This is a genomic window from Micrococcus sp. (assembly GCF_030523875.1).
GTDB lineage: Bacteria > Actinomycetota > Actinomycetes > Actinomycetales > Micrococcaceae > Micrococcus.
Window position 1 is genome coordinate 27,695 of record NZ_JAUNHR010000010.1, and the last position, 15,961, is coordinate 43,655.

The window sequence follows — 15,961 nt, forward strand, 5'->3', positions numbered from 1 at the left end:
TCTCGTCCCTCCTCGGCCCTGACCGGCGGTCGATCCTCAGCGGAGCAGGGTGAGCCCCACCAGCCCGCCCAGGACGGCCGCGGTGAGGCCCCCGCCCAGGTGTGCCCCCCAGGCGCGCGCGGCCGCGGCCCACTCCCCGGCGAGGACGGCGTCGGCCGCGCGCTCGGCCCCGGTGGCCCATGTGCCCAAGCCGCGGGTGAGGCCCCCGGCGGCGCTCAGCAGGACGGTCATCGCCGGTGTGGCCGCGGCCAGACCGGAGCCGGCCAGCAGGCCCGACACCAGGCACGCGAGCAGGTTGGCCGTCAGCACGCCGCGGCCGCGGGGCACGCGGACGTCCAGCAGGTGCCGGAGAGAGGCGCCCAGCGCGCCGCTCACCGCCACCAGCAGCACGGACAGGGGGAGGGGGCTCATCGCCGTGCCGCCGTCCGGAGCCCCGCCACGGCGGCGGCCGTGCCGAGCACGACCATGAGGGCGAGCATCGCGAGGTGGGGGGAGGCCAGGGCCAGTAGGCGCAGCGGCGTGCCGAGCACGCCGTCGAGGGGCAGCAGCTCGCCCGCCATCACCCGTCGGGCCAGCCACGGGCCCCAGCCCAGGGCGAGGGAGATGCTCGTGAACGAGCCCAGGAAGCCGGTGCCCAGGGCGGGCACCCACCGCGGATCCCACGTGCGTCGGGACGGGTCGGCCGCGGCCGCCCGGGAGGCCCCCCACAGCAGGCCGAGCAGGAACGCGCCGAGCGTGTTCACCGCCAGCAGGGGCAGCATCGGCAGGGCCTCGAGGAGGAACCACGCGCGGCCGTCCACGCCCTGGAGCCGCGGTCCCAGCAGCGCATCGCCCGCTCTGAGCGCCAGCCACCCGACGCCGGCGCCCGCCGCCCCGCCGAGCGCCACCCAGGGCAGCGTCCGGCGCGCCGGGGCTCCGCCCGCGGCCGGCCGCGCGTCCGCCACGGGTCAGTCCTGGCCCGGGGTCAGCCGGCGCAGGACCTCGTCGTGCAGCAGGCCGTTGGTGGCCAGGGCGTGCCCGCCGAAGGGGCCCTCCTCGCCGTCGAGGGAGGTGAACCGGCCGCCGGCCTCGCGGACGATCGGCACGAGCGCGGCCATGTCGTGAAGCGCCAGCTCCGGCTCGCACGCCACGTCCACCGCGCCCTCGGCCAGGAGCATGTAGGACCAGAAGTCACCGAAGCCGCGCACGCGCCAGACGTCCGAGGTCAGCTGCAGGAACTCGCGGACGTTGCCGCGCTCCCGCCAGCCCTCGATCGAGGAGAAGGAGAGGGAGGCATCCTCCACCCGGTCCACCTGCGAGACGCCGATCCGCTGGGCGCGCGTCAGGGACGTGCCCGCGAACGCGCCCTGGCCGGCGGCGGCCCACCAGCGGCGGTGCAGGGCGGGGGCGGAGACGACGCCGACCACGGGCTCGCCGTCGATCAGCAGCGCGATCAGGGTGGCCCACACCGGCACCCCGCGCACGAAGTTCTTGGTCCCGTCGATCGGGTCCACCACCCACTGGCGCCCGGTCCGCGAGGGTTCGCCGCCGAACTCCTCGCCGAGGATCAGGTCGCGGGCCCGTGCGCGGGAGAGCGTGGAGCGGATGGACTCCTCGGCGGCACGGTCCGCGTCCGAGACCGGGGTCAGGTCCGGCTTGGTGTCCACCTGCAGGTCCATCGCCTTGAAGCGGTTCATCGTGATCGAGTCCACGTTGTCCGCGAGCATGTGCGCCAGCCGCAGGTCCTCGGTGAGGTCCCGGGCGGGCCGGCGGGCGGCGTCGTCGGCGGGGGCGGTGCGGGGCGTGGGCTCGGCGTGCTCGATGGGCTCCATGGGGGCCACGCTATACCGGCGGGCCCGCCGGCGCGCGGGAGAGTCGCGCTCCGCACGCCGCCCCTCCCGCGGCGCCCGGCCTCAGTCCTCGGACGACGCCGAGCCGCCCGCCTCCGCGGCGGTGCGGTTGGCCAGCAGCCGGCGCAGGGAGGCCAGGCGTGCCGGGCCGGCGGGACCGGCGTGGCCCGCGGCCACCCACGGGTCCAGCCCGCAGCCGGGGGAGTCGGGCAGGTGCGTGCAGCCGCGCGGGCAGTCGGCCAGGCCGCCGGCGAGGTCCTCGAAGGCCTCCACCACGCGGTCCGGCTCCACCCAGCCCAGGCCGAAGGAGCGGATGCCGGGGGTGTCCACCACCCACGTGTCGGGGAGCGGCTCGCCGTCGGGTCCCGGCAGGGGCATCGCCAGTGCGGACGAGGAGGTGTGCCGACCCCGGCCGGTCACGGCGTTGACGTGCCCGGTGGCGCGGTCGGCCCCGGTGAGGGCGTTGAGCAGGGTGGACTTGCCCACGCCGGAGGGCCCCACGAACGCGGCCATGTGCCCGGCCAGGCGCTCGGCCACGCGCTCCACGAGCCCGCCGTCCAGGTCGGTGTCCCCGCTGTCCGCCTCGAAGCGGGCGGCGCCGGAGGTCATCACCTCGAGGTCGAGGGACTCGTAGTGGGCCACCAGGTCGGCGGGGTCCCGCAGGTCCGTCTTGGTGATCAGCAGGACGGGGTGGATGCCGGCGTCGTAGCAGGCCACCAGGGCGCGGTCGATGAAGCCGGTGCGCGGCTCCGGGTTGGCCGCGGCCACCATCACCACCAGGGTGTCCGCGTTGGCCACCACCACGCGCTCCACCTCGTCCGAGTCGTCGGCGGAGCGGCGCAGCACGGTGTCCCGCTCCTGGACGCGCACGATCCGGCCCAGGGTGCCCTCGTCCCCGGAGAGGTCGCCCACCACGTCCACGCGGTCCCCCGTGGCGATCGGGGTGCGCCGCAGCTCGCGGGCGCGCATCGCGGTGACGGGGGCGTCCGTGCGCCCGGGCAGCACCACGGTGTACCGGCCGCGGTCCACGGTGGTCACCCGTCCGGTCTGCGCGTCCTCGTGCTTGGGGCGCTCCTTGGTGCGCGGGCGCGTGCCGCGCTTGGACGGGCGCACGCGCACGTCCGACTCGTCCCAGGCCGAGGGGTCCACTCGTCGTCCCATCAGGCGTCTGCTCCTCGGTCGGCCGCGGCCGCGGGCGGGGCCACGAGCCCCTCCCACAGCGCGGGGAAGTCCGGCATGGTCTTGGCGGTGGTCGCCACGTCCCGCACCCGGGTGCCGGGGGCGCGCAGCCCCACGACGGCGGCGAAGGTGGCCATCCGGTGGTCCTCGTACGTGCGGGCCTCGGCCGCGGCGGGCGCCCCGCCGGCCGCGGTGCCGGGGAAGTCCAGGGCGTCCGCGCCCTCAACCACGTCCACACCGAAGCGGGCGGCCTCGGCGGCCAGGGCGGCGAGTCGGTCGGTCTCGTGCCCGCGCAGGTGCCCGATCCCGCTCAGGCGCGTCGGCCCCTCGGCCAGCAGGGCCAGCGCGGCCGCGGTGGGGGCGAGCTCGGCGGTGTCCGCCACGTCCCCGGCGCCGCTCACCCGGGGGCGGCCCTCGCCGTCGATGCCGCCGGTCACCGTGAGCGTGCCGCGGGAGGGGTCGCCGGGGGCGGGGGAGAAGGCCACGTCCGCGCCGAAGGCGGGCAGGATCTCCCGCCAGCGGTCCCCGATCTGCGTGGTCCGCGCGGGCCAGTCCGGCACGGACACCGCGCCGCCGGTCACCGCGGCCGCCGCCAGGAACGGGCCGGCGTTGGACAGGTCCGGCTCCACGTGCGCCTCGAACGCGGGCACCGGCCCCGGATGCACCCGCCACACGCCCGGGGCGGGCTCGTCCACCCGCACCCCGTGCTCGCGCAGGAACGCCACGGTCATGGCCACGTGCTCCGGGCTGGGCACGCGCTCGCCGGTGTGCCGCAGTGTCAGCCCGCCCGGGCGCCGGGCCGCGGAGAGCAGCAGGCCGGAGAGGAACTGGGAGGAGTCGGAGGCGTCCACGGCGGCCTCGTCCCCGAGCGGGGTGCCCGTGGTCAGGCGCACCGGCAGCAGGCCGGGCTCGCCGAGGGGCTCCACGCGCGTGCCGGTCTGCTCCAGGCCCGCCAGCAGCGGGGCCATCGGGCGCACCCGCGCCCCCGGGTCCCCGTCCACCACCACGACGCCGGGCCGCAGCGCCGCCAGGGCCGGCACGAACCGCATCACCGTCCCGGCCAGGCCGCAGTCCACGTGGGCCTCCTCCGCCAGGGGCTCGCCCACGGGCAGCGGGGTCACCACGAGAACGCCGTCCGGGCGGTCCTCGCACCGGGCGCCGAGCGCCTCGAGCGCCCCGCGCATCAGCGCGGTGTCCCGGGAGGCCAGCGCGCCGTGCAGCACGCACGGCCCGTCCGCCACGGCGGCGAGCACCAGCAGCCGGTTCGTCAGGGACTTGGATCCGGGCAGGCGCACGGTCCCGCGCACCGGGCCGGCGGCCGCGGGCGCCGGCCAGGGGTCGGCCGGCGCCGGGCGGGAGGCGGGGGCCGGCGTCGTCGTCGGGACGCGGGGCGGCGCACCGTCCGCGGGGACGGCGTCGGCGGGGCGGGGCGCGGTCATCCGTCCAGCCTACCGAGGTCCACGGGGCCCGCGGCGGGGAATACCGGGCCCGTCGCGGGCGCTGTGACCGGTGCGGGCGGAAGGTCCCGCCCGGTGGCCCCGAGCGCCGCCGGACCGCGCAGCGCACGGCCGGGCAGAGGAGGCGGATCGAGCATGACGGCGACCCTGCTGGACGCCCGTCCCGCCCCCGTAGACTGGCGGGCGATGAGCACTCAGAACAGCACGCCGGAGATGGCCCGCCCCGCGGACGCCCCCGAGCACGACCTGCCCGGGATCGACGTCGCGGGCGAGAGCGAGGCCGAGCGCCGCGCCCGGTTCGAACGGGACGCGCTCGAATTCGTGGACCAGCTCTACTCGGCGGCCATGCGCATGACGCGCAACCCGCAGGACGCGGAGGACCTGGTGCAGGAGGCCTACACCAAGGCGTACTCCTCGTTCCACCAGTACCGGCCGGGCACGAACCTCAAGGCCTGGCTGTACCGCATCCTCACGAACACGTACATCAACCTGTACCGCAAGCGGCAGCGCCAGCCCCTCGAGGCGGACACGGACCAGGTGGAGGACTGGCAGATGGCCCGCGCGGCCGAGCACACCTCCACCGGACTGCGCTCCGCCGAGACCGAGGCGCTGGACCACCTGCCCGACTCCGAGGTGAAGGACGCCCTCCAGGCGATCCCCGAGGAGTTCCGCCTGGCCGTGTACTTCGCGGATGTCGAGGGCTACGCCTACAAGGAGATCGCCGAGATCCTCGACATCCCCATCGGCACCGTCATGTCCCGGCTGCACCGCGGCCGCAAGCAGCTGCGGGAGCGGCTGACGGACTACGCGGGGGAGCGCGGCATGGGGCCCAAGGGCCGCGCGGCCCAGGAGCAGACCACGAAGGAGGCCGGCCGATGACCACGGACCAGGACTGCCCCGACTGCCGGGACGGCGGGGAGCGCCTCGAGCAGCTCTACCGGTACCTCGACGGCGCCCTGACGGCCGAGGACATCGAGCAGGTGCGTGCGCACCTGGCCGAGTGCCCCGACTGCCACCACCAGCAGGAGCTCGAGCTGCTCATCCGCTCCGCGGTGCGCCGCTCCTGCCAGGAGAAGGCCCCCGCGCAGCTGCGGGCCACCATCATGACCCGCATCACCCAGATCTCCACCACCACGATCCGCCGCGGCTGACCGGGGCTGCGGAGCGAGCCCGCGTCGCCTGGACGCCGCCTCCCACGGACGACGACGGGCCGGTCCCTCCAGGGGACCGGCCCGTCGTCATGTCTGCGGGTGCTGGACCCGGCGTGTCACCACGCTGAGCGGGGCTCAGGCGTTGGGACGCTTGCCGTGGTTCGCGCCGCCCTTCTTGCGGTCGCGGCGCTTGCGTGCACGCTTGCTCATGGGCGTCTCCTCTCCGGGGAAGCGGACGATGGTCAGTGAGCCATTCTGTCACATCAGGCGGTCGGCTCGGGCACGCCGAGCCACGGGTACCAGCCCCGGTGCAGCACCAGCCACGCGATCAGCCCGTGGCCGGCCTGGCCCGGCAGGCCCTCACCGGCGGCCAGGTCCGCACGCCACTGGTCGTGGTCCCGCAGCGGGGTGAACGCGTCCACGTACACCTGCCCGCGGCGGTCCGCCACGTCCAGGTAGGCGGCGTTGAGCTCGGCCAGGCGCTCGTTTCGGGCCTCGTCCAGGGACGGGGTCGGGCCGAGCACCAGCACGGGGATGCCGCGCTGGGTGGCCGTGTCCAGGACGTTGGCCAGGTTCAGGCGCGAGCGTGCGCTCGAGGAGGCGTCGAGGTCCAGGTCCGCGTCGGAGAGGGCCACCACGAGGCGGTTCTCGCCGGACTCGGAGAAGCGCCGGGAGGCCTCGCCCCACCAGCGGGCCCCGAGCTCCTCCGTGGTCTCGTGGGGCACCGCGAGGACGTAGTTCTCGAGGGCCACGTCCGGCGCGGAGGTGCGGGCCAGGACCCGGCCCCACCAGCCGACGGCGCGGGGGTCGCCCGCCCCGGCCAGGATGTGGTCGCCGACGGCGGCGATCCGGATCTGGCGGTTCTGCACGGTGAATCCTTTCGTCGGGAGGTGCCGGGCCCGCGGTGTCAGGCGCCGAACGCCTGGTCCAGCAGGGTGGCCAGCTCCTGGTCGTGACGGCCCTTGGTGCCCGCGGACGTGGCGGCGAGCGCCGGGCGGGACACGAGGCGCACCTCGCGGTCCAGCTCCGGCAGGAGGTTGAGCGCCATGAACGGCCACGGGCCCTGGTTGGCGGGCTCGTCCTGCACCCACAGCACCTCAGCGTCGGGGTACTGCGCCAGCTGCTCGCGGATCTCCTCCGTGGGCAGCGGGTACAGCTGCTCCACGCGCACGATCGCGGTGGAGGTGTCCCCCGTCTTGTCCCGGCGGGCGGCCAGGTCGTAGTACAGACGGCCGGAGACCAGCAGCACGCGCTTCACATCCGAGGCCTGCACCGAGGCGTCCGGGATCACCGGCTGGAAGCGGCCCTGCGTGAAGTCCTCCACCGCGTTGGCGGCGGCCTTCAGGCGCAGCAGCTGCTTCGGGGTGAAGACGATCAGCGGCTTGCGCGGGCGGGCGTAGGCCTGCTCGCGCAGCAGGTGGAAGTGGTTCGCGCCGTTGGACGGGTTCACCACGCGCATGTTGTCCTCCGCGCACAGCTGCAGGAAGCGCTCGATGCGAGCGGAGGAGTGGTCCGGGCCCTGGCCCTCGTAGCCGTGGGGCAGCAGCAGCACCACGGACGAGTTCTGCGACCACTTCTGCTCGGCAGAGGAGATGAACTCGTCGATCATGGTCTGGGCGCCGTTGACGAAGTCGCCGAACTGGGCCTCCCACAGGACGAGCGCGTCCGAGCGCTCCACCGAGTAGCCGTACTCGAAGCCGAGGGCGGCGTACTCGGACAGCAGCGAGTTGTAGACCCAGAACGGGGCCTCGTCCTCGGACAGGTGCTCGAGCGGGGTCCAGGTCTGGTCCGTGACGCGGTCGTGGAACACCGAGTGGCGCTGCGTGAACGTGCCGCGCTGCGAGTCCTGGCCGGCCAGGCGCACCGGCACGCCCTCCATGAGGAGGGAGCCGAAGGCGGCCAGCTCGGCGAAGCCCCAGTCGATGCCGCCGTCGACGGCCATCTTGGCACGGCGCTCCAGCAGCTGCTCGAGCTTCGGGTGGACGGTGAAGTCCTCCGGGACGGCCAGGTGGGCGTCACCGATCCGGCGCAGCGTCTCCGAGGAGATCGCCGTGCCTTCCGGGGCCTCGAGGGCGCGGTCGCGCTCGGCGGCCGGCTCGAGGCCGCCGCCCTGCTCGCCCTTGCCGGACTCGGCCGCGTGGATCTCCGCGAAGACGCGCTCCAGCTTCTGCTGGTAGTCCTTCAGCGCGGAGTCCGCCTCCTCCTGCGTGATGTCGCCGCGGCCCACGAGGGACTCGACGTACAGCTTGCGGGTGGAGCGCTTCTGCTCGATCAGCGTGTACATGCGCGGCTGGGTCATCGAGGGGTCGTCGCCCTCGTTGTGACCGCGACGGCGGTAGCAGATCAGGTCGATGACGATGTCCTTGTGGAACCGCTGGCGGTACGCGTACGCCAGCTGCGCCACGCGCAGCACCGACTCGGGGTCGTCGCCGTTGACGTGCAGGATCGGCGACTGGGTGGTCTTGGCCACGTCCGTGGCGTACACCGACGAGCGTGCGTCCGCGGGGGACGTGGTGAAGCCGACCTGGTTGTTCACGATCACGTGGATCGTGCCGCCGGTGCGGTAGCCCGGCAGCTGCGAGAGCATCAGCACCTCGGTCACCACGCCCTGACCGGCGAACGCGGCGTCGCCGTGCACCAGGATCGGCAGGACGGGGAAGGACTCGCCGCCGTCGGTCTCGGCCGCCAGGCGGTCCTGCTTCGCGCGCGTCACGCCCTCGAGGACCGGGTCCACGGCCTCGAGGTGCGAGGGGTTCGCGGCGAGGTAGACGCGCGTGGAGTTGCCGGCGTCGGACACGAACGTGCCCTCGGTGCCCATGTGGTACTTCACGTCGCCGGAGCCGGCGGCGCCGCCGGGGGTGGCGCCCTCGAACTCGCGGAAGACCTGGCTGTAGGTCTTGCCGGCGATGTTGGTCAGCACGTTCAGGCGGCCACGGTGGGCCATGCCGATCGTGACCTCGTCCAGGCCCTCGTCCGCGGCGTCGCCGATGATGGAGTCGAGCAGCGGGATCAGGGACTCGCCGCCCTCGAGGGAGAAGCGCTTCTGGCCGATGTACTTGGTCTGCAGGAACGTCTCGAACGCCTCGGCGGCGTTGAGGCGGCCCAGGACGCGCAGCTGCTCCTCGCGGGTGGGCTTGTTGTACGGGCGCTCCAGCTTCTCCTGGAACCAGGCGCGCTCGGCCGGGTTCTGGATGTGCATGTACTCCACGCCCACGGTGCGGCAGTAGGCGTCGCGGAGGACGGCCAGGATGCGGCGCAGGCTCAGCGTGGTCTCGCCGCCGAAGCCGCCGGTGGGCCACTGGCGGTCCAGGTCCCACAGGGTCAGGCCGTGCTCGCGGATGTCGAGGTCCGGGTGGTACGGCATGCGGTACTCGAGCGGGTCCACGTCCGCCAGCAGGTGGCCGCGGTCGCGGTACGCGTGGATGAGCTGCTGGATGCGGGCCACCTTGCCCACCTGCTCGTCCGGGTTCACCTGCACGTCCTGGGCCCAGCGGACGGGCTCGTAGGGGATGCGCAGGTCGTGGAAGACCTCGTCGTAGAAGCCGTCCTCGCCCAGCAGCAGGCCGTGCACGATCTTCAGGAACTCGCCGGAGGCGGCGCCCTGGATCACGCGGTGGTCGTACGTGGAGGTCAGGGTGATGGTCTTGGAGATCGCCAGCTGGTTCAGCGTGGACTCCGCCGCGCCCTGGAAGGCGGCGGGGTAGGTCAGCGCGCCGACGCCGATGATCGAGGCCTGGCCCTTGGACAGGCGCGGCACGGAGTGCACGGTGCCGATGCCGCCCGGGTTGGTCAGGGAGACGGTGGTGCCGGCGTAGTCGTCCATCGTCAGCTTGTTGTCCCGGGCGCGCTTGACGAGGTCGTCGTACGCCTCCCAGAAGCCGCGGAAGGACAGGGTCTCGGCGGCCTTGATGTTCGGGACCACGAGGGCACGGGTGCCGTCCGGCTTGGGCAGGTCGATGGCCAGGCCGAAGTTCACGTGCGCCGGCTCCACCATGGTGGGCTTGCCGTCGCGCTCCTCGTAGGTGGTGTTCATCGACGGCATCGCGGCGAGGGCGCGCACCACGGCGTAGCCGATCAGGTGCGTGAAGGAGACCTTGCCGCCGCGGGTGCGGGACAGGTGGGAGTTGATCACGGTGCGGTTGTCGATCAGCACCTTGGCCGGCAGGTCGCGCACGGTGGTGGCCGTGGGCATGGACAGGGAGGCGTCCATGTTGGTGGCGACCGCCTTGGCCATGCCCTTGAGTACGGTGGCCTTCTCGGTCTTCTCCTCGGCGGCGGGCTCGCCCGCGGCGGCCGGCTCGGAGGGCACGGCGGCGGCGTGGGAGCGGCGGGCGGCCTTGGGGTCGGCCGCGGCGGGGGCGGAGGGGGCCTTCTCCTGCCCGGGCTTCGGCGCACCCGGCTCGGACGGCCGCTCGGTCACGGTGCGCTTGGCGTCGGCGGGCGTGGCCGACGCCGCCTTCTGCGCCGGCGCCTTCCTCTGCGCGGGGACCTTCGCCGCGGGCTTCGCGGGGGCCTTCGCCGCCGGGGTGGAGGCGGCCTCGGGCTGCGAGGCCTCGAGACGGGCGAAGATCTGGGCCCACTGCCGGTCGACGGTGCCCTCGTCCTCCCGGTACTTCCGGTAGATCTCGGCGACGAGCTGTTCGTTGCCCGGGAACTCCTGCGAGAGCCGGTCGGACGTGAGTTCTGGCACTGTGAAACGCCTCTTCCTGAACCTTGGGTGAGCGGTGTGCGGGTCGTCCGCCGCGGGCGGCGGCGGCCGGGCCGGTGTCGGCGCGTCCCGCCCGTCCGGGACACCCGGGCGGGACGCGACCGCGCGCGGGACTGCGCGGACGCGGGAACGCCTTCGGACCAGCATAGGCGTTCGGGCCTGTCGGCGGCAGGGTCGGGGGGTGTCGGATGCGGCGCGTCCCCGCCGCCGACGCTCCGTGCTGTGACGCGAGCCACGGGTCCACGGGCGGGCTCTGCCAGACTGGCGGCATGCGACTGCTCGGCCGGCCCACCGTGGACCTCACCTACGACGACGTCTTCCTCGTGCCCTCCCGCTCCGAGGTGGCCAGCCGGGCGGACGTGCACCTGGCCCCCGACGACGGCACGCACGGCTCCCTGCCGGTGGTCGCCGCCAACATGACGGCGGTGACCGGGCGCCGCATGGCGGAGACGGTCGCGCGCCGCGGCGGCCTCGGCGTCCTGCCGCAGGACCTGCCCCTGGACGTGATGACCGGGGTGGTGGCGGACGTGAAGGCCGCCCGCGCCGACTGGGACACCCCCGTGACGGTCGGCCCGCAGGCCACCGTGCTGGACGTGCTGCACCGCGTGGACCGGCGCGCCCACGGCATGGTGTGCGTGGTCGACGACGCCGGGGCCCTCCTCGGCCTGGTCGGCCCCGAGGACTGCGGGGACGTGGACCGGTTCGCCTCCGCCGTCTCGGTGATGCGCCCGGCCGCCCTCGTGCTCGCCCCGGGGGAGCTGGCCGGCGCCGCCGGCCCCCGGGCCGCCCATGCCCGCCTCCACGAGGCCGGTCGGGCGTCCGCGCCCGTGGTGGCGGACGGGATCCTGGTGGGCGTGGTCACCGCCGCCGGGCTCGTGCGCGCCGCCCTGGACGCGCCCGCCGTGGACGCGCGGGGCCGCCTGCAGGTGGGCGCCGCCGTCGGGGTCAACGGGGACGTCACCGGCCGCGCCGCCGCCCTGCTCGAGGCGGGGGTGGACGCGCTGGTGGTGGACACCGCCCACGGCCATCAGCGGAGGATGCTCGACGCCCTCGCGGCGGTGCGCGCCCTCGGACCCGCCGTGCCCGTGGTGGCCGGCAACGTGGTGACGGCGGACGGGGTGCGCGACCTGGTGGCGGCCGGCGCCGACGTCGTGAAGGTGGGCGTGGGGCCCGGGGCCATGTGCACCACCCGCATGCAGACCGCCGTGGGCCGCCCCCAGTTCTCCGCCGTCCTGGAGTGCGCCGCCGAGGCCCGGCGCCTCGGCGCGCGGGTGTGGGCCGACGGCGGCGTCAAGCACCCCCGGGACGTGGCGCTCGCGCTCGCGGCCGGGGCGAGCCAGGTGATGGTCGGCTCGTGGTTCGCCGGGACCCTCGAGTCCCCGGGGGACCTGGTCCAGGGCCCCGACGGGCGACGGTACAAGGAGAGCTTCGGGATGGCCTCGGCCCGCGCCGTGGAGCGGCGCACCCGGCACGAGGACGCCTTCGACCGGGCCCGCAAGGCGATGTTCGAGGAGGGCGTCTCCGCCGCCCGCATGCATCTCGACCCGGACCGCCCCTCGGTGGCGGACCTGCTCGACTCGATCGCCTCCGGCGTCCGCTCGTCGCTGGCCTACGCCGGCGCCGCGGACCTCGCCGAGTTCCGCGAGCGGGCGGTGGCGGGGCTGCAGTCCGCCGCCGGATACCAGGAGGGGCGGGCGGTCTCCGGCTCCTGGTGAACGGGCCGGGTCCTCGCCCGTCGGGCGCCGGGATCCGCCGCGTGCGGCCCTGCGCGGGAGCGTCCCGCCCTCCGTATACTGGGCGGACTATGGATCACCCTGACACTGCCGTGCCAGACCGCCCGTCCGCTCCGGCGGACGTGGCCGGATCGGAGCCCTCCAGTCCCCGTCCCGTGACCGGCCCCCGCGGCCGCCGAGCCGCGGCGGGGGGTGAGACCCCGTGGAGTGGCTCCTGCTGATCGCCGGCCTGCTGCTGATCCTCGGCACCGGCTTCTTCGTGATGGTCGAGTTCTCGATGATCGCGATCGACGTGCCGGCCGTGCAGCGCATGGTGGACTCCGGCGACCGCGGCGCCGAGCCGCTGCTCAAGTGCCTGAAGTCCCTCTCCACCCAGCTCTCCGCGTGCCAGCTCGGCATCACCCTGACCACCCTGCTGACCGGCTACGTCATGGACCCCGCGATCGGCCGGCTCGTGGACCCGCTGCTGATCGCGTGGGGCATGTCCGAGGCCCTCGCCGACAGCGTCTCCCTGGTCCTGGCGATGGTGCTGGCCACCCTGCTGTCCATGCTGATCGGCGAGCTGATCCCCAAGAACATGGCGATCGCCGAGCCCCTGCGCCTGGGCCGGACCCTGGCCCGCCCCATGCTCCTGTTCTCGGCCGTGTTCAAGCCGACCATCCTCGTGCTCAACGGCTTCTCCAACGGCCTGCTGCACCGCATGGGCCTGGAGGCCAAGGAGGAGATCTCCGGCGCCCGCAGCCCGGAGGAGCTCTCCTCCCTGGTCCGGCGCTCCGCCCAGATGGGCACCCTCGACGAGCAGACCGCCACGTTCCTGGACCGCACGCTGCGCTTCTCCGAGCGCACCGCCGTGGACGTGATGACCCCGCGCATCCGCATGGAGACCGTGGGGGAGGACGAGCCGCTGCCCGAGGTCGTGGAGCTCGCCCGCCGCACCGGCTTCTCCCGCTTCCCCGTGATCGGGGAGTCCCCGGACGACGTCCTGGGCGTCGTGCACCTGAAGAAGGTCGTGGCCGTGCCCCTCGAGCGCCGGGCCGACCTCACCGCCGGCGCCCTGAAGTCGGACGTGATCCGCGTCCCCGAGACCGTGCACCTGGACCAGCTCCTGGCCGAGCTGCGCGAGGCCAGCCTCCAGCTGGCGATCGTGGTGGACGAGTATGGCGGCACGGCCGGCGTCGTGACCCTCGAGGACGTGGTGGAGGAGATCGTGGGCGAGGTGGCCGACGAGCACGACCGGGTGACCCCGGGCGTCCTGCAGACCGCCTCCGGCCGCTGGTACCTGCCGGCGGACCTGCGCCCGGACGAGGCGCACGCCCAGATCGGCGCGCTCGACGTGCCCGAGGACGGCGCCTACGAGACCATCGGCGGCTTCGTCATGGCCCGGCTCGGCCGCATCCCGGCCGTGGGGGACACGGTGGACGTGGACGGCGGGTCGCTGTCCGTGGAGCGCATGGACGGGCGGCGGGTGGAGCGCGTGCGCTTCGACCCGACCCCCGCTGACCTGAAGGAGGCGACCGCATGAGCGAGGACGTCCTCGGACTCCTGTGGCTGGTCGTCCTCCTGGCGGCCAACGCGTTCTTCGTGGCGGGCGAGTTCGCCGTCATGGGCGCGCGCCGCTCCCAGATCGAGCCCCGCGCCGAGGCCGGCTCCCGCCGTGCCCGGGTGGCGCTGTTCGCCATGGAGCACGTCTCGGACATGCTGGCGGTGTGCCAGCTGGGCATCACCGTCTGCTCCCTGCTGATCCTCAACGTCTCCGAGCCCGCCCTGCACCACCTGCTCGTGGTCCCGATGGAGGCCCTCGGCCTGTCCGTGGCGGTGGCCGACGTGGTGGCGTTCGTGCTCGCCCTGCTCGTGGTCACCTTCCTGCACGTCACGCTCGGCGAGATGGTGCCGAAGAACGCGGCGGTGTCCTTCGCGGACCGCGCCGTCATGCTGCTCGCCCAGCCGCTCGTCTTCCTCTCCCGCCTGCTGCACCCGATCATCGTGAGCCTGAACTGGGTGGCGAACCTGGTGCTGCGCGCGTTCGGGTTCGAGCCCAAGGACGAGGTCGCCTCCTCCTTCACCCTCGAGGAGGTGCAGTCGATCGTGGCCGAGTCCACGCGCTCGGGCACCCTCGAGGACGGGTCGGGCGTGCTGCACTCGGCCCTCGAGTTCTCCGCCTACACCGCCGGTGACGTCATGGTGCCGGCGGACGCCGTGGTGACCGTCCCCGAGGACGTCACCCCGCAGCAGGTGGAGTGGGCCGTGGGCCGCACGGGCTACTCCCGGTTCGTGGTGGAGGACCCCCAGGGCGGCTACGCCGGCTACCTGCACCTCAAGGACGTGCTCACGATGGGCGCCACCCGCTACACCGAGCCGGTGCCCGTCACCCGGGTCCGCTCCTTGGCCAACGTCCGCACGGGCGACGAGGTGGAGGACGCCCTGGCGCTCATGCAGCGCACCGGCTCGCACCTGGCCCGCGTGATCGCGGAGGACGGCGCGACGGTGGGCGTGCTCTTCCTCGAGGACGTGCTGGAGGAGCTGGTGGGCGAGATCAACGACGTCACCCAGTCCCCGCGTCGGCACCGCGCCGTGGCCGGCTCCCATGCGGCCGGGCCGGCCGGCGCCACGGGCCCGGCGGTGCAGACGCCCAGCCGCTGACCCGGCGCCCCGCCCGACGACGGCGACGCACCCCGCCCGGGGCGCGTCGCCGTCGTCGTGCACCGGGGCCGGGCCCGGCGGCGGAGGGCGCCCGGCCGAGTGCTAGAGTGAGAATCGTTAGCATCTCGCGGCCGCCCGGCGTGCCCGCCCCCGTCCCGCTCCGCAGGAGGACCGTCCATGCACCGCCCGCACCGCCTGGCCGCTCCGGCCGCCGTCTCCGCCGCCCTCGCGCTCGCGCTCACGGGCTGCGCGGTGGGGGACGACTCCGCCCCGGCGGGCTCCTCCGCCGCCGGGCCCGCGTCCGGCGGCGCCGCGACCTCGGACGCGGCCGCCCCCGTGGTGGCCGTGGCCACCACCACCCAGCTCGGCTCCGTGCTGGACCGGGTGGCGCGCTGTGGCGGCGGCGCGGCCGTGTCCGTGATGGGCCCCGGCGACGACCCCCACGACTTCTCCGCCTCCTCCGAGCAGGTGGTGCAGATGGTCCGCTCCGGGCTCGTGTTCGCCAACGGCCTGGGGCTGGAGGGCGGCATGGAGTCCGCCCTGGCCAACGCGGAGCAGGACGGCGCCGAGGTCGTCGAGGTCGCCCCCGAGCTCGACCCCCTGCCGTTCGGGGCGGGCTTGCACGGCGATCACGGCCACGAGGGCGAGACCGCCGAGGAGCACGCCGCCCACGCGGGCGAGGACCCCCACGCCGGCCACGACCACGGCTCCCTGGACCCCCACGTGTGGATGGACGTGGCCCGCATGGCCGATGCCGCCGCGCTCATGGGGGACTCCCTCGCCGAGCACACCGGCGAGCAGCGGTACGCCGAGTGCGGCCGCACCGTCCAGCAGGAGCTGGACGCCACGGACGCCGAGGTCGGCCGCATCCTCGCCGAGGTCCCGGAGGACCGCCGCACCGTCGTCGCCGACCACGACGCCTACGGCTACTTCGCCGACGCCTACGGCTTCGAGGTCTCCGGCGTGGTCATCCCCGGCGGCTCCACCGACGCAGAGCCCTCCTCCCAGGAGATCGCCGCCCTCGCCGGCGGCATGCGCCGGGACGGCGTGGACGCGGTCCTCACCTCGGTGGCCGCGCAGAACGGCCTGGTGGACACCGTGGCACGCGAGGCGGGGGACGTCGACGTCGTCGAGCTCTACGAGTCCGGCGTGGGCCCGGCGGACTCGCCCGAGGCGGACTACGCCCAGGCCATGCTGCTCAACGCCCGTCCGCTCGCGGACGCCCTCACCGGCTGACGCGGCCGGCGCCGTGCCCCGTCGGAAC

At 74.7% G+C, this 15,961-nt stretch carries 13 protein-coding genes; 6 read left to right on the forward strand and 7 right to left on the reverse strand.

What is annotated here, in order from left to right; translation table 11 throughout:
* Positions 1–36: 36 nt before the first annotated feature.
* From Q4D18_RS02700 to aroA, 5 genes are all read right to left on the reverse strand, one after another.
* Positions 37–411, reverse strand: a complete 375-nt coding sequence (locus tag Q4D18_RS02700; protein WP_303125534.1) for a CrcB family protein — start codon at positions 409–411, stop codon at positions 37–39.
* The gene (locus tag Q4D18_RS02705; RefSeq protein ID WP_303125536.1) at positions 408–944 is read right to left on the reverse strand and encodes a CrcB family protein; all 537 of its coding nucleotides are present in this window, start codon (positions 942–944) and stop codon (positions 408–410) included. The genes Q4D18_RS02700 and Q4D18_RS02705 overlap by 4 nt, the downstream gene beginning before the upstream one ends.
* 3 nt (positions 945–947) lie before the next feature.
* Positions 948–1,811 (reverse strand): histidinol-phosphatase, encoded by an 864-nt coding sequence (gene hisN, locus Q4D18_RS02710; RefSeq protein ID WP_303125539.1) that lies wholly within the window; start codon positions 1,809–1,811, stop codon positions 948–950.
* A gap of 81 nt (positions 1,812–1,892) precedes the next feature.
* A complete protein-coding gene (gene rsgA, locus Q4D18_RS02715; protein WP_303125541.1) occupies positions 1,893–2,990 on the reverse strand; it encodes a ribosome small subunit-dependent GTPase A in 1,098 nt (365 codons plus the stop codon).
* On the reverse strand, positions 2,990–4,447 hold the full coding sequence (aroA, locus tag Q4D18_RS02720; RefSeq protein ID WP_303125544.1) for a 3-phosphoshikimate 1-carboxyvinyltransferase: 1,458 nt from the start codon (positions 4,445–4,447) through the stop codon (positions 2,990–2,992). The genes rsgA and aroA overlap by 1 nt, the downstream gene beginning before the upstream one ends.
* 204 nt (positions 4,448–4,651) lie before the next feature.
* On the opposite strand from aroA, the gene Q4D18_RS02725 reads away from it, so the two are divergent.
* Positions 4,652–5,344, forward strand: a complete 693-nt coding sequence (locus Q4D18_RS02725; protein ID WP_303125546.1) for a sigma-70 family RNA polymerase sigma factor — start codon at positions 4,652–4,654, stop codon at positions 5,342–5,344.
* On the forward strand, positions 5,341–5,616 hold the full coding sequence (gene rsrA, locus Q4D18_RS02730; protein WP_303125548.1) for a mycothiol system anti-sigma-R factor: 276 nt from the start codon (positions 5,341–5,343) through the stop codon (positions 5,614–5,616). The genes Q4D18_RS02725 and rsrA overlap by 4 nt, the downstream gene beginning before the upstream one ends.
* A gap of 263 nt (positions 5,617–5,879) precedes the next feature.
* Here the strand turns inward: rsrA and Q4D18_RS02735 are convergent, their stop codons facing one another.
* Positions 5,880–6,485 (reverse strand): GDSL-type esterase/lipase family protein, encoded by a 606-nt coding sequence (locus tag Q4D18_RS02735; RefSeq protein WP_303125549.1) that lies wholly within the window; start codon positions 6,483–6,485, stop codon positions 5,880–5,882.
* A 38-nt stretch (positions 6,486–6,523) separates the two neighbouring features.
* Positions 6,524–10,306 (reverse strand): multifunctional oxoglutarate decarboxylase/oxoglutarate dehydrogenase thiamine pyrophosphate-binding subunit/dihydrolipoyllysine-residue succinyltransferase subunit, encoded by a 3,783-nt coding sequence (locus tag Q4D18_RS02740; protein ID WP_303125552.1) that lies wholly within the window; start codon positions 10,304–10,306, stop codon positions 6,524–6,526.
* Between the two features lie 287 nt (positions 10,307–10,593).
* Here Q4D18_RS02740 and Q4D18_RS02745 point away from each other — a divergent pair, with 287 nt between their 5' ends.
* The 4 genes from Q4D18_RS02745 to Q4D18_RS02760 all read left to right on the forward strand — a co-directional run bounded on the left by Q4D18_RS02745 (position 10,594) and on the right by Q4D18_RS02760 (position 15,933).
* Positions 10,594–12,039, forward strand: coding sequence for a GuaB1 family IMP dehydrogenase-related protein (locus Q4D18_RS02745; RefSeq protein ID WP_303125554.1), 1,446 nt, complete (start codon positions 10,594–10,596; stop codon positions 12,037–12,039).
* 220 nt (positions 12,040–12,259) lie between these two features.
* Positions 12,260–13,579, forward strand: coding sequence for a hemolysin family protein (locus tag Q4D18_RS02750; protein ID WP_303125557.1), 1,320 nt, complete (start codon positions 12,260–12,262; stop codon positions 13,577–13,579).
* Positions 13,576–14,697 carry a hemolysin family protein gene (locus Q4D18_RS02755; RefSeq protein ID WP_303125559.1) on the forward strand — a complete coding sequence of 374 codons (1,122 nt, stop codon included), beginning with the start codon at positions 13,576–13,578 and terminating at the stop codon, positions 14,695–14,697. Before Q4D18_RS02750 ends, Q4D18_RS02755 begins: the two co-directional genes overlap by 4 nt.
* A 177-nt stretch (positions 14,698–14,874) precedes the next feature.
* The gene (locus Q4D18_RS02760) at positions 14,875–15,933 is read left to right on the forward strand and encodes a metal ABC transporter substrate-binding protein (protein WP_303125561.1); all 1,059 of its coding nucleotides are present in this window, start codon (positions 14,875–14,877) and stop codon (positions 15,931–15,933) included.
* The last annotated feature ends 28 nt before the right edge of the window (positions 15,934–15,961 follow it).

Coding starts and splice junctions, on each gene's coding strand:
- Q4D18_RS02760 (WP_303125561.1), top strand. CDS start 14,875: ATGCACCGCCCGCACCGCCTGGCCGCTCCGGCCGCCGTCTCCGCCGCC.
- rsgA (WP_303125541.1), bottom strand. CDS start 2,990: ATGGGACGACGAGTGGACCCCTCGGCCTGGGACGAGTCGGACGTGCGC.
- rsrA (WP_303125548.1), top strand. CDS start 5,341: ATGACCACGGACCAGGACTGCCCCGACTGCCGGGACGGCGGGGAGCGC.
- Q4D18_RS02745 (WP_303125554.1), top strand. CDS start 10,594: ATGCGACTGCTCGGCCGGCCCACCGTGGACCTCACCTACGACGACGTC.
- Q4D18_RS02700 (WP_303125534.1), bottom strand. CDS start 411: ATGAGCCCCCTCCCCCTGTCCGTGCTGCTGGTGGCGGTGAGCGGCGCG.
- aroA (WP_303125544.1), bottom strand. CDS start 4,447: ATGACCGCGCCCCGCCCCGCCGACGCCGTCCCCGCGGACGGTGCGCCG.
- Q4D18_RS02725 (WP_303125546.1), top strand. CDS start 4,652: ATGAGCACTCAGAACAGCACGCCGGAGATGGCCCGCCCCGCGGACGCC.
- hisN (WP_303125539.1), bottom strand. CDS start 1,811: ATGGAGCCCATCGAGCACGCCGAGCCCACGCCCCGCACCGCCCCCGCC.
- Q4D18_RS02755 (WP_303125559.1), top strand. CDS start 13,576: ATGAGCGAGGACGTCCTCGGACTCCTGTGGCTGGTCGTCCTCCTGGCG.